The organism is Pseudomonas sp. KH_040 (genome assembly GCF_057839305.1).
Genome location: NZ_CM174487.1, coordinates 5,908,852 through 5,925,796 on the forward strand (window position 1 = coordinate 5,908,852; position 16,945 = coordinate 5,925,796).

The following is a 16,945-nucleotide window of genomic DNA, read 5'->3' on the forward strand; positions in this document are numbered from 1 at the left end:
ATGTGGTCGCTGAGCGCCTGGCGTCGCCGGCGCATTCTGGCCAGGCACCCGATTGCCGACGAGATGTGGCAGCGGGTGCGCCATCACCTGAGTTTCCTTGACGGTATCAGCGCTACCGAAGACCAGTGGCTGCGCGAAGCCTGCGTGCTGTTCCTCGAGGACAAACACCTGAGCGCCCTGCCCGGCGTCGAACTGCATCAGGAACAACGCCTGCTGCTCGCCGCCCAGGCGCAATTACCACTGCTGAATCTGGGCGACCTGAACTGGTATCAGGGTTTTCACGAGATTGTTCTGTATCCCGACGATTTCCTCAGCCCGCAACGTCATCGCGATGCCAGCGGCGTCGAGCATGAGTGGGACGGTGAACACAGCGGCGAAGCCTGGCAACAGGGGCCAATCATCCTCGCCTGGCCGGGCGTGATGGCCAGTGGTGGCTGGGAAGGCTATAACCTGGTGATCCACGAACTGGCGCACAAACTCGACATGCTCAATGGCGACGCCAACGGCCTGCCGCCACTGCATGCTGACATGCGCGTCAGCGACTGGGCCGAAGTGATGCAACACGCCTACGACGATCTCAACCGTCAGCTCGATCGCAATCCTGACGCCGAAACCGCCATAGATCCCTACGCCGCCGAGAACCCGGCCGAATTCTTTGCCGTTACCAGCGAGTACTTTTTCAGCGCCCCGGATCTGCTGCACGAGGCTTATCCACAGGTCTATGCGCAGCTACAGCTTTTCTACCGTCAGGACCCGTTGAGCCGGTTACGGCAACTTCAGGCCACAGACCCGGTCTATCAGGCGCACGACTAAGCTCTGCACGACTTTCGGTACATGGCGCCGACGGCAGAATATGCCTATAATCGCCGCCACTTTTTGGTCAATCCGGCCAAGTGTTTTTGGTCAACTACGGGGGCAACGCCCAATGAGCTACAGCAAGATTCCGGCTGGCAAAGACCTGCCGAACGACATCTACGTCGCGATCGAGATTCCGGCCAACCACGCGCCGATCAAATACGAAATCGACAAAGACAGCGATTGCCTGTTCGTTGACCGTTTCATGGCCACCCCAATGTTCTACCCGGCCAACTACGGTTACATCCCGAACACCCTGGCTGACGACGGTGATCCCCTCGACGTGCTGGTTGTGACCCCTTATCCGGTTGCGCCAGGCTCGGTGATCCGCGCGCGCCCAGTCGGCATCCTGAACATGACTGACGACGGCGGCGGCGATGCCAAAGTCATCGCAGTGCCACACGACAAGCTGTCCCAGCTTTACGTCGATGTGAAGGAATACACCGACCTGCCGCCACTGCTGATCCAGCAGATTGAGCACTTCTTCGCGAACTACAAAGATCTCGAGAAAGGCAAATGGGTCAAGATCGAAGGCTGGGCCGGTGCAGACGCCGCCCGCGAAGCGATCACCAAGTCGGTTGCCGCCTACAAAGGCTAAGCACCTGCGCTACGCGCGAGGCTTGAAGAAAACCCCGGTTGATCCGGGGTTTTTTGTGCTCGGCAAAAGCCGTCTTAAACAGAGTGTTTATGGCGGACTACAGAAAAGTTTTAGCCTGTGTAATTTCCCACAAGATCGTCTTACATTCCGTCGCAAAATTCAGCCCGTTTTTGAACGTCCGGTTTATTCAAACCGCTCTGGCACGGCCGTAGACTCCGTGTTTATGAGAAAGAACACTAGCGGTCCAAGATTCAAGGCACTCCTGGAAGCTGCGAACATCTCGACAACGGGTTTCGCAAAGTTCTGGGGCACGGAAGCCCAAAATGTCCACAACTGGTACACCCGGGGCGTCCCGGCGTATCGCATGGAAGAAGTCTCACGCCTGCTGTCCGTCAACAGCGAATGGCTGAAAACCGGCGAAGGCACAAAAGAGCTGCCAAGCCTGACTCCGCCTGCCAGCAACGGCGACAGCTTTGACGCCCACGATCCACAGGGCGCCTACCGATTCATCCATCCCAATGACATCGAACTGGCCTTCTTCAAGGAAACACCCCTGACCAACGGCTCCGACAAAACCCACGTCATTCAGGACCCGGATCTGTCCATCCGCCTGCTGCGTGCACCACTGGATCAACTGGAAATCCGCCACGCCGACGCCATCTGCGCGCACATGATCGGCAACAGCATGGCCGAACGCATCGAAGACGGCTCCATCGTCGCCATCGACCGCGGCCTGACAAAAGTGGTGGACGGCGAAATCTACGCCATCGAACACGACGGCATGCTGCGCATCAAATACCTGCACCGTATGCCCGGCAACGGCTTGCGCCTGCGCAGCCACAACAGCGCCGAATACCCGGACGAAGTGTTCCACCCGGCGCAGATTGAAGAGCAACGGATTCACATATTGGGCTGGGTGTTCTGGTGGTCGACGGTGAGCAAGCGGCGGCCGGTGGTGCCGTTTCTTTGATCTCACGGCCCGCAAAGCCCCCTGTAGGAGTGAGCCTGCTCGCGATGAGGCCCTGATAATCGGTACAAATCTCGAATTTGTTCGACTGCGGTCGCTCTAAACCGCACTTCAGGCTGGGAATCCACAGCAAAACTCAGTATCCTGCGCCCCACATTTGCGCATCGACCCGCCCCGCGGCTCAGACAGCGCCCGACGCGGCAGACCAACGTCTGACCAAGTCCCACAGCCGGACGCAGATCCGGATGTACGTTTTGAAGGCTGGCAAGGCTTACCAAAAATAGGCCAAGCCAGTCCCCGAGAAGCCGGCCACAAGCCGGCTTTTTAATGCCTGTGAGAAAGTGAACCAGCCAGATATTCGACATATGTGCGAACCGAGACATAGCGACTTACGTTTTCACGCAAACAGTGCTTACTCTCCAAGGCATCCTCAGCGAGCGTTAATTTATACTCGCCCGCCGGTTAGTTAAAAAACCTTCAGCACAGGGATGCGCCTATGTCCGTTCCAACCTACGATCAGTTCATCGAACCGATCCTTCGTTTTCTCGCCACAAAACCCGAGGGTGCGATTGCTCGGGACGCTCACGAAGCGGCAGCAAAAACACTGCAATTGACCGAAGCACAGCGCGAAGAATTGATCGCCAGTGGTCAGGCTACCTACAAAAACCGTTCAGGTTGGGCGCACGATCGACTCAAACGTGCCGGTCTTTCCAGCAGTGCCAAACGCGGTTACTGGAAATTGACTGATGCAGGCGCGCAGTACGCCAAGGAGCATGCATTTCCACTGTCGGCCAAGGACGTGGAGCATTTGGCAATCGGCTACATGAATGTGAAGCTGAAGGTCGCGCCTGATGCTGAACCACTAGACGACCAACCAAACATTGAGCCAGACCTGACCTCCGCCACCGAAAGCCCTGACGACCGACTGGAGCGAGCGCTAAAGGAATTGCGCGATGCCACGGCGGCGGACCTTTTGGACAACTTGCTGCAAGTTAGCCCCAACCGTTTCGAAGTGATCGTGCTGGATGTGCTTCATCGACTGGGGTATGGCGCCAGTCGCAATGATCTGCAACGTGTCGGCGGTTCCGGTGATGCGGGTATCGACGGCATTATCTCGCTCGATAAATTAGGGCTGGAGAAGGTTTATGTTCAGGCCAAACGCTGGCAAAACACGGTTGGCCGGCCTGAACTGCAGGCGTTCTACGGAGCACTCGCCGGGCAAAAAGCTAAGCGCGGCGTATTCATCACCACGTCTGGCTTTACCGCGCACGCTGTTGACTTCGCTAAATCGGTGGATGGCATTGTGTTGGTAGACGGAACGCGACTGGTGCATCTGATGATGGATCATGAGGTTGGCGTGACATCGCGCTTGTTGCGGTTGCCGACGCTGGATCGCGATTACTTTGATGAGGAATAAGGTTTGCCGCTCTCTGATCTGGCTCTTGCTCTGCTAGTCCATGCGCGCCCCAAATGGTATTTCCAATGATCAGATTCACCCAAGGCAACCTGCTGGAAGCCAAAACCGAAGCCCTCGTCAACACGGTGAACACTGTGGGTGTGATGGGTAAAGGCATCGCGTTGATGTTCAAAGAACGCTTTGCGCAGAATTACCGTCTGTATGCAGCAGCGTGCAAGGCCGGCGAAGTAGAAACCGGCAAAATGCACGTGACGGCCACCAATGAACTCGATGGCCCGCGCTGGATCGTGAACTTCCCTACCAAACGCCACTGGCGCTCTCCCTCGCAAATGGCCTGGATAACCGAAGGTCTGCATGACTTGCGTCGTTTCTTGATAGAAAACGACGTGAAGTCCGTCGCCGTCCCACCGCTAGGTGCTGGTAATGGTGGACTGTAGTGGCCTGAAGTGCGTGAGCAAATTGTTGAAGTACTGGACGATCTGGACGTGGATGTATTGGTGTTCGAACCCTCCAATCAGTATCTGAATGTCGCTAAACGCAACGGAGTTGAGCAACTCACTCCGGCACGGGCGCTGATTGCAGAGTTGGTACGACGTTATTGGGTTCTGGGGATGGAATGCAGCCTGCTCGAGATTCAGAAACTGGCGTGGTTTCTTGAGCGTGCAATCGAAAAACTTCCTAGTACTGAGAACCCGCTGAATCTTAAATTCGTCGCCCATAAATTCGGACCGTACGCTAATCGATTGGAACATCTGCTCAACAATCTGGATGGCAGCTATTTGCATTGCGCCAAGCGCATCAGTGATGCGGAGAACACTGATGTGATTTGGTTTGATCAAGATCGCAGAGCCTTTTTGCAGACCTACCTCAAGACTGAAGCCAAGGAATACTCCCAGGCTTTGGAGCGCACGGCTGAGTTGATTGATGGCTTTGAATCACCTTTTGGCATGGAGTTGCTCGCGACTGTCGACTGGTTGCTGATTCAGGACGGCGTTGCGCCAACCGTTCCAGCTTTACGCGAAGCGCTGATGAAGTGGGATGGTGGTTCCAGCGCTGCAGTGCGAAAAAACAAGCTATTTGACGATCAAGCTCTGGGGATCGCAATTGAGCGCCTTACTTCCAGCAGTTTCAGTCCAAACATAGCGGCCTGACGCCGGAGCGAAACAGGGCAATTGCTGCTGCACAATTGCCCCGCTGCCTGTCGCAATGGCTTAGGCAATCCTCAGGTCAATGCGCCAACACTTGCAAAACCCAACCCCCACAGTGCTAAATCCCGCCTTATAACCACCCCCTCTGTTTTTACCCGCATTCCCGCCACCGGCCGGATTCCGGTATTGAGCCTCACGGGAATCCATGGAATGGTCCTGCATATCCCGACCCTGCTGGTCGTTTCGGTCTTCGTCTTCTTTTTGATGGGGCTTTTGACGCTGCACGCCTGGTATCGCGAAACCCGCGAGCCGCCACTGGCGTACCTAGGAAGCATGATGCTGCTGGGCGCCTTGGGCGTGGTATTGGTCAGTTGGCGTGATCGAGGGGTCGACTTCATTCCCATTGTGTTCGGCAATGTTGTTCTGTTACTCAGTGCAGCGATGAACTGGACGGCCATGCGCACGCTGGTCGGGCGCAGACCGTCAGTGTCCGGCATTCTGGCAGGCGCGTTCGCCTGGCTGACCTTGTGTCTGATTCCCGCCTTCTACGAGTCGATGCCAAATCGGGTTCTGATCTACTCCTTGCTGGCATTCGGTTACGGCGTGCTGACAACGCTGGAGCTCTGGCGCAGCCGCCACACTCTGGACGTCGCGTTTATGCCGGCGCTGGTGCTGACCGTTCTACACACTGTGTTCTACGCCGTTCGCAGTGCGACCGATGAAGGGCTGCCGGTGACAAAGGCGCTGCTGGGCACTGGCGAGGGTGTGCCGTTTTTCTCGTTCATGCTGTTCGAGTCGATGCTGTATGTCATCGGCATTGCCTACATCACCCTGGCGATGGTCAAGGAACGTGCAGAGCTCAAGCTCAAAGCGGCGGCGTTCAGCGATCCGCTGACGGGCATTGGCAATCGTCGCGCGTTCATGATGAACGCCGGGGAGTTGCTTGCCCAAAGTCAGCAATACGGGGAACCGGCGGCGTTGTTGCTTTGCGATCTGGATAACTTCAAGCGTCTGAATGACACCTATGGCCATCCCGTTGGGGATCAGGCGTTGATTGCGTTTGGCCGGATCGTGGCCGAGAGCCTGCGTAAGGAAGATGTTTGCGGGCGGATTGGCGGTGAGGAGTTTGCCTGCCTGCTTAACGATTGCGATGAGCAGACTGCACTGGAAATTGCCGAACGGATCCGCCGTTCGTTCTCGCAATTGTCGATTCTTGAGCCGGGGCTGCTCAGCGTCAGCATCGGAGTTGTGACTACCCGTGAATCCGGCTACGACTTGTCACGCCTGCTATCGGAAGCGGATCAGGCGCTGTACGGCGCCAAAGACAAGGGGCGTAATCGTGTACAGACTTTGCGTTCGCTGTACTTGAGCCTTGCCGATAATTAATGCCCAACAAACGGCCATTTCAATAAGCCATTAGCACATCCGCCCTAATTGCCCCAGCCGGCACCCGCCACTAAATTTTCATTCTGTTTTTGTGCATTACAAAAGCGCCAAGGAATGGAGCAACACCATGTCATCATTTTTCAGATTGAGTAAATCCCTCGCTCTACTGACTGCACTCTTGACTGCCACCTCAGCGTCAGCGGAAGAGCCGAACCCCGTCGGCGACTGGTGGATCATTTACGGCAACGGCGTTCCGCACAAGAACATCATGTATGTCGCCGACAGCACATCAGTTGTGCCGTCGACGCGTACCAAGGGTGCGCAAATGCTGGCGGTGACGCTGGTGTATGAAGAGCCGGGCAAGCCAATGATCGATGCCTACAACCTGGAAGTTCAGTGCAAGACCAACAAGGTGCGGTTTGTTAATGGCCAGTCGGTGGATCGAATTGCCTACATGCTGCGGCACCTGAAAGTAAACGAGCAATGGCAACAGCCGAAAGAATTCTGGGTCCAGCGCGCTTTGGCTTTCGTTTGCACTCCAGAGAAAAAAGACATGATTGCATTGGGCAAGATGGAGCACTTGCAGATGATTCAGGGCATGCAGCAGATGTTCTTCAAACTTGCACCGATTCAAGAGAAAGGCCAGATGATGGACAACCTCGACTCGATACTGGGCAACAAGTAACAGCCTGACTTCTGGGCGCTGCAGCGCGCTATTTCGTCTCGCACATGACACCGGGAGTCATGATGAATCAATGGACTAAAACGTTACTGACGTTGCTGATAACAGCCACAGTCTCAATGATTAATGGCTGCCACCTGATTGCACAGTCGCGCTGGGAAGGACGGGATGTTCAGGAAGCACTCGATCTGTTCGGTAAACCTGACTCAATGAAAAAACAGACCGGTGCCAACGGCGAAAATCTGGCCGTCCTGACCTGGTTCAAATCCTCCAGCTGGACCACCACCGAAGCGGCCGGCACTTCAATGAATCACACCGGCAACGGCATGGTGTACACCGAGTACTACGAGACGGTCGGGCATAGCTCTGACTGCAAACTGGAAGCGACCGTCAATAAAGCCAAAAAGATCGTACTGTTCAGGATCGAGGACGGAAAAATCATTCATGGCAAATGCATCAACGTTCCGTTCGTACCCGGTTACATTCCGCCCGGTTTCTAGTGCTATCCCTGAGCGAGTACCTGCTCAGGGATAACTGAATGACTTCACCAGCGTCAGCTCTCCCACCGCGCGCATAGGGATCAGAAACGTCTCCATCTTCTCGCTCGGCGTACCTTCCTCAGTAATCACCGTGACCTGCGCCGTGGTCAGCGGCTGCACCGCCTCATCGCCGCCATCCTCGTCCCCGCGATAGCCACCGCCGTAGTAATTCACATACACCAGATACTGGCCCTTGATCGGCGCCGGCATGGCGAAGATTTCCGGGCCGTAGCCGGTGGTGACGTCGACGTCGAGCGCCGCGCCGTTGGCGGCGCTGCGGTTGCCGTACCAGATGTGTGCGCCGTCGGGGGTGACGAGGTGCAGGTCGAGGTCGGTGCCATCGCTGTCCCATGCCAGCAGTACGCGCAGCTTGGCCGGGGTGGCGCCGCCGCTGGTGTTGAGGAATTGCGTGCGGTGACGCTGCTGACCGTCGGGGCTGCGCACTTCGACGCTGTTGCTGCCGTTGGGGAAGGAAAACGGGCGGTCGAAGCGGCCACTGTCGTCAATTTTCAGCGGCATGCTCACGCCGTTGACGATCAGACGGCCGGGCTCGTTGTCCTTCCGCGCAGCTTTTATCTCGCCGCTGATGCGCGCGGTGTTGGCCTGGCCGATCGGGGTGTTGACCGATGAGGCCGGGTAGTTGACGGTCTGACGGAAGCTTTCGCCCTCGCCTTCGGGAGCGCCACTGCGCCAGCCGCCGACCGGGGTGTCGAGTTTGACGCCACCGGCAGCGATGGCCGGCGAGAGCGCGGTCAACGTGCAGAGCAGCAGCAAGACCTGTGGATAACGGAGTGTCATGGTCTATTCCAGCAAAAGGTGACGGGCGAGCCCTTCGATGTAGGTTTCATCCTGGCCGTTGGGATGTGCTTCAAAGGCCAGGTGCAGATATTCGTGCGTCAGATCGAGGCGATCCTGCAGAGTCAGCACGCCGCGCACGTAGATGCGTTGGCGTTCACGGTCGACAAACGGGCGACCGAACGCCAGTTTGCACACGGCAAATGTGCTGACTTCGTTGTAGCCGGTTTCGCTTTCCAGCTTCGGACGCCAGCCGCGTCGCTGTTTCTGCAGCCAGTCTTGTGCGGCGGGCAGCGCTTCGCAGGAAGCGACGGGGTTGTCCCAGCGGCTGAGGCTGGCGCGCGGATAGGCGTGCAGCAGAATCGCGTCGTAGCGCTGACCAGAGTTGGCTTGCTCGACGGCTTGTTGCCAGGCGAGCTTGTCCGGACCGGGTTGATCGGAGTGATAGGTGACGGTGCTACCGGCCAAAACCAGATCCGCCGTCCATGCGGCGATGCTTCGGGATTCAGCAGCGGCCGGGCGCGGTGCAACGCGTTGGCGATTGCTGCTGTCGTCGATACTCAGACAGTCGCCGTTGCGCGTGGAGTTTTGCAGCAGATAAGTGCGGATTGCCACGGCCAGCGCTTTGGCCGCTTCGGCGGGTTCGGGTTTGGCTTCACGTTCCAGTACTCTCGCGACGTATTCTTCGCGATCAAGCCTTGCGACGAGTTTGTCGTTGAGCAGAAACAGTTCGCCGTCGCTGTGGATATCCAGCGCGTTGCCGTTGGCGAATTCGACGCGGTAGTCGCCCTGCAACGGGCCGGAAGTGACCACCCGCTCGCCAGTCAAAACCCGCGAAACCGGATAGCGCGAGAACAATCTGACTTCAACACAACGCCCCGCCTCTGCTGGCCATGCCGCTGGCAACACCGTCGCCAATGCCTGTCCATAATGGCGCAAGACCATCTGGCTGGTGCCACGTCCGCCCGCCCAGATCGGCGAGCCATCAGCTGTCCAGCCAGCAAACCCGCCCTGCCGCGATTGTGGGTCCTGATCACCGAGCCAGCTCCAGGTTTTCACCCGCAAGCGCCCGCCCAGTTCACCAACGACATTGCCGTCCGCCGCGTTCAGCACCACGTCGAGTAGCACTCGACGCGCCTGATCCTGCGCCGGCAACGAGGCCATAACCTTCAGCAGTTCAACCACGGAAACCCGTTGAGCCGGTTGCACCGAAGGCAGATCCAGCAACCACGACGGCGCCCTCCGCACCTGCCAATAGGTTCGCCAATCCGCCGCCGAAATCCCTAACCGCGCAGGCTCGAAATACAACCCGCAGGATTTCACCAACGCCTGATCACGCTCGATCTTGCCACCCGCCGAGCAGCAATAAATCTCGTCTTTCGATTGCCCGCGACATTCATACGCCGGCTCCCGCGCTCCGGTATCCACCAGCCATGCGTAGACAAACAACTTCCACAGACTGCCCAGCGGCGTATCCAGCGATGACGGCAACGGTTCACGCTTGATCAGTTGCGTCTGACTCAACGACAACAATTCGCCCTTGTAGGCCACGCGCAACGGCTCGTCCTGCGCCGTTGCCAGCGCAGGGATCACACACATCAGCAGCCACAGCAGCGGCCGGCTCATGTCAGTTGACCGTGACCTGACCGAGGGCGGCTTTCGCTTCCTGGGCCTGATGCTGCGGTGCGTAGACTTGCTTGAAACGCACCGGCGGCAGGCTGAACTGGCCCTTCTGCGAGAAGCGCACCAGATGGCGCAGGCGCAATTCGCCGCTCAGCGCATCGACCGGCACGGCGTAGGCCAACTGGCCCGGTTCGAATCGCGCCTTCTCCAGCGCGGTCGGCTCGGTGCCGTCCTTGCCTTGTAACTTGATGCCCCAGGTGGTGCGCTCGACATCGGCGCCCGGTGGCAGCGGCACTTCAAGCATGCCGTAGCGCAGTGGTTTCGGCGCTTTGCTGGTGAGGATTATTTCGTCCAGATACAGGCTGTCACTGGACAACGGCTTGGACCCGACCGGCTCCAGTTTGAAGGTGAAGGCTTCATCGCCCGGCACCAGTCGCGACAGGCGACGAGTGATGGTCACGGCCATCGGATCGACCGCCGGTTGCTGGGTCTGGAAGCTCAACGCCGCGCGCAGCGGACGCTCTTGCGTACCGGACACCGTCAACACGCTCGGCACCGGAGTGGCGCCTTGCCAAGTCCAGTACATCTCACCGGTAGCACCGTAGTTTTTCTTCCAGCCTTCACCCGGCGCCAAGGCAATAGTTGGCGAAGCCTGGGCGATGCTGCGTTGCAACCAGGTCAGTGCCAGCGCACGTTCGAGGGTCGATTGCTGCGGCAACAGTCGTTGCAACAGCGCTTGCGCACGGGCCTGATCGAACGGTTGCAGCGACAGGTTCAGCGCTTCGGCAAACGGCTGCGAGCTGACCGACAGACGCTGTTGCGCCGAAGCCAGCTGACGATTGAACGCGTCAGGCAAGGCCACTTTCGATTGAGTGGCCAACGAAGCGGTCAACACCCGCGCCGCCGCCAGACCAAGCGCCGAATCCGGATCACTCATCACCAGACTGTCTTCGCCGTCGTCCATCAACGTCTCGGCGTTACCCTCACCGGCCTTGGCCAGATCGTCCATCAACCCGCTGAGCAAGGTGTTCACCGGCAAATGCATCTGCTTGGCAAACGACAGAATCAGCGCCCGTTGCAGCAATGGAGTGTTCGGCGCTTGCTTGGCGTACACCTCCAGCACCCGCTGCCAGTGCTCCGGTGGCAAGGTCAACTCCAGCACTTGGCTGGCATTCCAGTCGGCGTAGTAGGCGTAAGCAGTGAGGAACGCATCCGGCTCACCGTCGTAACCCCACCAGGTGAAGCTCGCCGATGGCCCGGCCATTTGCACCAGACGCAGACGACTGTTCTGCATGATCAGGCGCAAGCGATCGCGGATCTGCGGGTTCGACGCCAGCGATGGATAGGCAATGCTCAACGGCAGCAAACGGCTGGCAGTCTGCTCGACGCCTCCATACGGATAGCTGAGCAGATCATCGAGTGCGGAACGGAACAGCGCTTGCGGACTGTCATCCAGACGCAGGCGAATATCCGTGGCGTCGGCCAGCAGGCTCAACGGTGTGTCACCGCTGGCGACATCAAGGCTTTGCGTCTGCGTCACCTGCCAGCCATCACCGGTCGCACTCAGGCGCACGGCCAGAGAGTCCGCGGTTTTGCCGTCCTGAACCAGCTCCGCCGTCCACTCACCGGAGGCCAAGGCGAACGCCGGCAGCGGCAGGTAGTTGATGCCGTTGTTCAGGGTCACCGGCAGACGCTGTTCGGCGCCCGCATAGTGAGTGACCAGTTCAGCCTTGACCGGCTTTTCGGCCTGACTGAACGCAAACACACCGAGTTGCGGCTGATCGCCCTTGCGGAATTTGCTCGGCCCGCTCCACTTCAGGTACAGCGGTTTTTCCGAACGCACGAACTGCTTCTTCTGCCCGACCTGACCGTCATCGGCGATGGCGCGGGCGGTAATGCGCCAGCGGGTCAGCGAGTCCGGCATCTTGAAGGTGAAGCGGGTTTTGCCGTCGGCACCGGTCAACAACTCCGGCTGCCACGCAGCGGTGTCGACGTCTTCACGACGCGGCCGCTCTAGCACTTTCACCCCGCGCTCGCTGCGGTTGGCTTTGCCCGGTGCGCCGGGGCTGCCCGGCAACGCCACGTCGTAACTGATGAACGACAGGCTCGCACTGGTGCGCACGTTGTTACGGCGCGGGTGATAGAAGAACTGGTCGATGGTCGGCGCAACTTCGGGTTGCAGCGCGTAGACCATTTCGTCGACGACGCTGACGGTCAGGTGCGCCGGCACTGCTTTGCCGGCGAACTGCGTGCTCAGGTCAACCGTGACCGTGTCGCCCGGCAGATACACCGCTTTGTCGGTGCTGATCGCCACGTCGATTTGCGGCGCGACCACTTTGATCCCGGCGTTCTGGAAGCTGTACTGACCGCCCCTGGTGTACAGCACCGAGAACGTAAGGTTCGGCGCAAAGTTGTCTTTCACCGGGATGCGTGCGCGGTATTGGGTGTCGCTGAGCTTTTCCAGTTTCAGCCAGTCGGCGCCCTTGGCCAGCAGCGCGGTGGCTTCGACCTTGTCGCGCTCCAGCGACAGCAAGGCATCGCTGACCGGCTCAGGAAAAGTGATCAGCGCCAGCGCTTCATCACCGGCCTTGTACTCAGGCTTGTCGAGGACGATTTCCACAGTGCCCGGCACCGCTTTCACACCGTCACCAGTGACCGAATGCCCGGTGGCACCGAGTACGCGACCGTGTTGATCTTTCAAGGTCAGGTTGTAAGTGCCTGGACGCTCGAAAGCGAGGCTGAAGCCTTTATCAGTCGCCGCAAGTTTGCCTTCGCCCGTGCTCTGGTCTTCCAGACGCACCCAGCCATACGTGCTCGGCGTCACCGCTTTGCCTGGCTCGCTGCCGCCCTCGTTGGCGTAGCTGAACGCAACCTTGTCGCCGACCGCGCTGAAGCGTTGCGGCGCGCTCAAACGAAAGCTCGCCGCGCCACGGTCGATGAGGATTTCCTTGGTGGTCTTGACCCGATACGCCGCGCCATCGCTGGCGAACACGGTGAGCATGTAGCGGCTCGGCTTGTCGGCGGCCGGCAGGTCGAGGCTCGCGTTGCCTTTGCTATCGGTGGTCAGTTCGGTGCTGGTCAGTTCCACCGGGAATTGCCCGAGGTATTGCAGCTCGTTGTCGACCATCGACAGTTGCTGGGCACGCAGGCTCAGGGTCAGTTTGGCGTTAGCCACCGGTTTGCCGTCAGGGTAGAGCAGCACCAGACTGCCCTTCACCGGTTCGCCGGTGCGGTAATCCTGCTTGGCCAGATTCAGCGAAATCTCGAAGTGCGGCTTGATGTACTCGGCTACACGGAAGGCGCTGCTGTAAGCCTGATCCTTGTAGTTGAAACGAATCTCGTAACCGCCCGCCACCGCGTTGTCCGGCAACTGGAAACGACCCTGAGTACCGGCCTTCGAATCGAGTTTCAGGTCAAGGTGCTGCAGCTCGGTACCGGTCGCATCGAGCACGCTGACCGTGACATCCGCGGCCCCCGGCAATACCGAATCCCGCGCATTCTTGAACTCGCGACCGACGATCTTCAGCGACACCCAATCACCCGGGCGGTACAGCGGCCGGTCGGTGAAGGCATAGAGTTTGGTGTCGTAGATTTCGCTGTCGTAGTAGAAGTTTTCCGAGACGAAGACGCCGCCCTCTTCATCCTCGCCGATCACGAACGAACGCTCCGGACTGACGTGTTTCAAACGCAACAAACCATCGGCGTCAGTGGCGCCACTGCTCATCACGCCGAGGCCGTCAGTCCACAACACATTGACCTTCGGTACCGAGCTGCCTTCGTGTTTGCGTGCGGCCCAGACCAGCAATTCATCGCCGGCAATCTTGCTCACCGCCACAGTGTTGGAAACGAAAACCATGGTGGTCGCGCGGTATTTACCGATCAGCGCTTCAACCAGATACAGACCCGGCTTCAGATTGCCCAGCGGGATGTAAACGTTACCCGGCGCGACACTGACGAAATCGCTCGAAGACCCGGCCAGATTGACCCCGGCCGGCGGTTGAATCGGCTTGGCCTGCCACAGCGGATAACGGAACTGGCTGACCACCGGCAGACCCGGGATCAGCGCAAATTGCGGCTGCGCGTCGTACGGCGTCGGCGCGGCGATGGCGTTGCCCATCTTCAGTTCCGGCACTTCTTCAGTGACCTGTTTGCGCGATTCATAGGAGAACGCGCGCTGCATCACCCGCCGGGATTTGCGGTACCAGTTGTCCCACAGGTACGCGAGGGTGTTGGACAGGCCTTCGCCCTTGAACTGGCCATCGCTGGCCACGCGGTGCAGGTTCTTCTGGCGCTTGAGGAAATCCAGCGGCTTGTCGATGCGGTACACACGAATGTCGGCGCCGCCATACGGTTCCATGCGGAAACGACGGTAATCACGGCCCGGCGCTTCGAGGCGCACCATCGCCTGTTCGTCGGCAGCGAAACTGCTATCGGCGAGCAGGAAGAAGCTTTCACCGGAGACCGGCGTGTAGCCGCTCGGCCCGACCGAATCTTCGGCGCTGACGGTAGCCACTGGCAGCAACAGCGCCAGCAGCAAAGGAATTCGGGAACAGAGTCGCAACATGCGGGCACCGGTCATTGGGAGAGAAAGTTCAGTCGATAGACGCCGATGAAGTTGGGGTTGGCTGCGTCGGGTATCCATCGGGTGTCCTTCCATGTCATGAGTTGCTGCAGGCTTGCCGAACGCATGCCGTTGTCAGTCGGGGTAGTGGTGCCGGTGTGATAGGCGATGTAACGGCCCATCCAGATCATCAGGTGCTGGTCGTCGCCCTGATCGAAAAACATCAGATCACCGGGCCGCGCCTGCGACACGTCGCGGCTGACCAGATGGCTGTTGAACTGAATCAGTTTGATCGCGTTGACGTACGGCCCGACCTTGCCGCCACCCTGCTGCCATTGCTGGGCGAACTTGCGCTGGTCATCGCTGAGCGACAGCTCCGGCGGCAAATAGCGATTGGACAGGCCATTGCTGCGCAGCCATTTTTCGTCATGGACTTTCAGCGCTTCGTTGGCGGCGAAACGCACCAGCCCGGCACAGTCCTGCTGATACCAGCGCGGGCTCGGCCCTTGGCTCAGTTGCTCTTGGGCGATGCGCACGAACCAGGCGCGGAACACCTGGGATTGCGCCGGATCCAGCGCCGGCGCTTCAACGGCTCGGGCGCCCGCACTGAGTAACAGCGCGAGCAGGCCGAGGCTGCGGATCAGTGTGGTCACAGCGCTTTCCATTCCAGCGGCAACCATTGCCAGTGGCCGTCAGGCTCGCTGCCTTCCGGCAGGATCAGCGCGTATTTGCCGTAGCCACCAAGGGTGCGCAATTTCGGGATCAGATAGGTTTGCGCGGCGTTGTAAAACACCGGTTCCATGTCCTGCGGCAGGCTGTCGAGGGTTTCCTGCTGCATCAGTTGCGCCATCGAGTCCGGGCCGAAGTAGATCGGCATCAGCACGTCTTTGGGCAGCACGTCAGCCATCGGCGGGAAGCGTTTGTCGAGGGTGCCGAGGGCCTTGTCGACCAGTTTGTCGTCGAGGGAAAACAGCAGCGTCGAACCGTGACGGGCGAGGCTGACTTTCATGAACGCCTTGCCGGAAATCGCATCTGGATTCTCGGCAGTCTTCGCCGCATACGCGCCGAAATTGGAGCTGACCTGACGCTGCCAGACATGTTTCTGGCCTTCTTGTTTCTCGACCACAGGGAAGACGTTTTCTTCAACGTTGGCTTCGAATGCACCGACCATCGAACCGAACAGTTTGCCAAGATCACCGTCGAGCTTGCTGCTGTCTTCGTCTTTAAGGCTGGCGACCAACAGCGGCGTGTACAAACGCGAATCGGCGTACCAGCAAAGGCCCGCCGCGCCGGCCACGTGCTCGGTGAGGGTCTGCGCTACCGCTTCTTCGGCGCCGAGTTTCACCAGCAATGGTTTTTGCGGTTCGGCCGCGACCGGCAGGGTTACGCAGGCACTGGCGCCGAGTGGCATGGCTTGCCAGACCGGTTTGAAATCGAAGTCGGGCTGGTTTTCCAGTTCGTCCATGGCGAGGTAGCTGTGCCAACCCTTGTCATCCATGTCGAAGCGCAGCCCGGCGAAGTTCGGAATGAAGCGCTGATAGCCCATGGCGAGAACGCTGGAGTTGACCGACAGGCGCTGTTTGGTTTCCGCAGTTTTCGCCGGCAGACCGAAGGCTTCAGGGAACAGTTTTTCGCCATTGAGCAGCGCCGCCAGCGCTTGCGGTGAAACGTGGCCGGACTCTTCGGACACGCCGCTTTCCGGGTCGTAGTACTTGGCCGGATTGGACAGCACCACCAGCTTGTCCCCGTGGGAGGCGAACAACAGGGCTTTGCTGGCGTTATAAGTCAGTTGGAACAGCGGCACGCTATCGCCGCCGACTTTGAGTTCGCCCATCTGACTGAGCTGCGTGTCATCCAGCGCGACTTTCGCCAACGGCTCGAGCAGTTTCGCCAGACCACCGCGATCCATCACCAGCAGGAAATCCTTCAAGCGACCATCCGCGCCACGCCACAGCGCGACATCGGCTGGCTGATCGAAAAGTTGCTCGATCAGGCTGTCCTGCAACTTCAGATCATGCTCGTAGATGATCCGGCGCAGACTGCCGATCAAGCCGAGGCGATCCGCATGGGTCTCGTAATAGAAGACGAAATCTTCGGTGAGCGTGGCCTTGAGGAACGGCACCGTCAGCAAGTCCTTGGGCAACTGGCTCAGCGAGCGGGTTTCCAGCAGTGCATCGGGGCGGCTCAGGCCAAGTTTGTCACTGGCCAATTCCGCCGGCGGTGCCTTGGGCTTGAGCAGCAGCCAGCCAAAACCACCCGCTACACCGGCCACCAGGCACAGCCCGGCCAGCAGCAACGGCCATTTCCGGGAAGGTTGAGTCGCTGGCGTATCGGCAGCTGGAGTCACAGTGTTATCACTCATCGTTAACAAAAC

General features: G+C 59.1%; 12 protein-coding genes and 1 pseudogene. 8 read left to right on the forward strand and 5 right to left on the reverse strand.

Annotated features, from left to right (window positions below):
• The 8 genes and pseudogenes from AC3IUF_RS26310 to AC3IUF_RS26345 all read left to right on the forward strand — a co-directional run bounded on the left by AC3IUF_RS26310 (nucleotide 1) and on the right by AC3IUF_RS26345 (nucleotide 7,553).
• A complete protein-coding gene (locus tag AC3IUF_RS26310; protein WP_007910894.1) occupies nucleotides 1-813 on the forward strand; it encodes a M90 family metallopeptidase in 813 nt (270 codons plus the stop codon).
• 112 nt (nucleotides 814-925) lie between these two features.
• Nucleotides 926-1,453, forward strand: coding sequence for an inorganic diphosphatase (ppa, locus tag AC3IUF_RS26315; protein ID WP_003205933.1), 528 nt, complete (start codon nucleotides 926-928; stop codon nucleotides 1,451-1,453).
• Nucleotides 1,454-1,676: 223 nt separating this feature from the next.
• Nucleotides 1,677-2,423, forward strand: coding sequence for a S24 family peptidase (locus AC3IUF_RS26320; protein ID WP_042704877.1), 747 nt, complete (start codon nucleotides 1,677-1,679; stop codon nucleotides 2,421-2,423).
• Between the two features lie 493 nt (nucleotides 2,424-2,916).
• A complete protein-coding gene (locus AC3IUF_RS26325; RefSeq protein ID WP_150706812.1) occupies nucleotides 2,917-3,837 on the forward strand; it encodes a restriction endonuclease in 921 nt (306 codons plus the stop codon).
• 65 nt (nucleotides 3,838-3,902) lie between these two features.
• Nucleotides 3,903-4,988, forward strand: a pseudogene (gene darG / locus AC3IUF_RS26330) (type II toxin-antitoxin system antitoxin DNA ADP-ribosyl glycohydrolase DarG).
• A gap of 207 nt (nucleotides 4,989-5,195) precedes the next feature.
• Complete coding sequence (locus AC3IUF_RS26335) at nucleotides 5,196-6,371, forward strand: GGDEF domain-containing protein (protein WP_489279714.1); 1,176 nt, start codon at nucleotides 5,196-5,198, stop codon at nucleotides 6,369-6,371.
• Between the two features lie 127 nt (nucleotides 6,372-6,498).
• On the forward strand, nucleotides 6,499-7,056 hold the full coding sequence (locus AC3IUF_RS26340; RefSeq protein WP_489279715.1) for a hypothetical protein: 558 nt from the start codon (nucleotides 6,499-6,501) through the stop codon (nucleotides 7,054-7,056).
• Nucleotides 7,057-7,118: 62 nt separating this feature from the next.
• Nucleotides 7,119-7,553, forward strand: a complete 435-nt coding sequence (locus AC3IUF_RS26345; protein ID WP_007910907.1) for a hypothetical protein — start codon at nucleotides 7,119-7,121, stop codon at nucleotides 7,551-7,553.
• Nucleotides 7,554-7,577: 24 nt separating this feature from the next.
• On the opposite strand, the gene AC3IUF_RS26350 is transcribed toward AC3IUF_RS26345, so the two are convergent.
• The 5 genes from AC3IUF_RS26350 to AC3IUF_RS26370 are packed head-to-tail and all read right to left on the reverse strand — an operon-like array spanning nucleotide 7,578 to nucleotide 16,933.
• Complete coding sequence (locus tag AC3IUF_RS26350; RefSeq protein ID WP_414916729.1) at nucleotides 7,578-8,390, reverse strand: YfaP family protein; 813 nt, start codon at nucleotides 8,388-8,390, stop codon at nucleotides 7,578-7,580.
• A gap of 3 nt (nucleotides 8,391-8,393) precedes the next feature.
• Complete coding sequence (locus tag AC3IUF_RS26355; protein ID WP_489279716.1) at nucleotides 8,394-10,013, reverse strand: DUF2300 domain-containing protein; 1,620 nt, start codon at nucleotides 10,011-10,013, stop codon at nucleotides 8,394-8,396.
• Nucleotide 10,014: 1 nt separating this feature from the next.
• Entirely contained in the window at nucleotides 10,015-14,589 is a 4,575-nt protein-coding gene (locus tag AC3IUF_RS26360) for an alpha-2-macroglobulin family protein (protein ID WP_489279718.1), read from the reverse strand.
• Complete coding sequence (locus AC3IUF_RS26365; RefSeq protein ID WP_007910912.1) at nucleotides 14,586-15,236, reverse strand: DUF1175 domain-containing protein; 651 nt, start codon at nucleotides 15,234-15,236, stop codon at nucleotides 14,586-14,588. The genes AC3IUF_RS26360 and AC3IUF_RS26365 overlap by 4 nt, the downstream gene beginning before the upstream one ends.
• Complete coding sequence (locus tag AC3IUF_RS26370) at nucleotides 15,221-16,933, reverse strand: DUF2138 domain-containing protein (protein ID WP_489279719.1); 1,713 nt, start codon at nucleotides 16,931-16,933, stop codon at nucleotides 15,221-15,223. The genes AC3IUF_RS26365 and AC3IUF_RS26370 overlap by 16 nt, the downstream gene beginning before the upstream one ends.
• Between the last annotated feature and the right edge of the window lie 12 nt (nucleotides 16,934-16,945).

Coding starts and splice junctions, on each gene's coding strand:
- AC3IUF_RS26310 (WP_007910894.1), top strand. CDS start 1: ATGTGGTCGCTGAGCGCCTGGCGTCGCCGGCGCATTCTGGCCAGGCAC.
- ppa (WP_003205933.1), top strand. CDS start 926: ATGAGCTACAGCAAGATTCCGGCTGGCAAAGACCTGCCGAACGACATC.
- AC3IUF_RS26320 (WP_042704877.1), top strand. CDS start 1,677: ATGAGAAAGAACACTAGCGGTCCAAGATTCAAGGCACTCCTGGAAGCT.
- AC3IUF_RS26325 (WP_150706812.1), top strand. CDS start 2,917: ATGTCCGTTCCAACCTACGATCAGTTCATCGAACCGATCCTTCGTTTT.
- AC3IUF_RS26335 (WP_489279714.1), top strand. CDS start 5,196: ATGGTCCTGCATATCCCGACCCTGCTGGTCGTTTCGGTCTTCGTCTTC.
- AC3IUF_RS26340 (WP_489279715.1), top strand. CDS start 6,499: ATGTCATCATTTTTCAGATTGAGTAAATCCCTCGCTCTACTGACTGCA.
- AC3IUF_RS26345 (WP_007910907.1), top strand. CDS start 7,119: ATGAATCAATGGACTAAAACGTTACTGACGTTGCTGATAACAGCCACA.
- AC3IUF_RS26350 (WP_414916729.1), bottom strand. CDS start 8,390: ATGACACTCCGTTATCCACAGGTCTTGCTGCTGCTCTGCACGTTGACC.
- AC3IUF_RS26355 (WP_489279716.1), bottom strand. CDS start 10,013: ATGAGCCGGCCGCTGCTGTGGCTGCTGATGTGTGTGATCCCTGCGCTG.
- AC3IUF_RS26360 (WP_489279718.1), bottom strand. CDS start 14,589: ATGACCGGTGCCCGCATGTTGCGACTCTGTTCCCGAATTCCTTTGCTG.
- AC3IUF_RS26365 (WP_007910912.1), bottom strand. CDS start 15,236: ATGGAAAGCGCTGTGACCACACTGATCCGCAGCCTCGGCCTGCTCGCG.
- AC3IUF_RS26370 (WP_489279719.1), bottom strand. CDS start 16,933: ATGAGTGATAACACTGTGACTCCAGCTGCCGATACGCCAGCGACTCAA.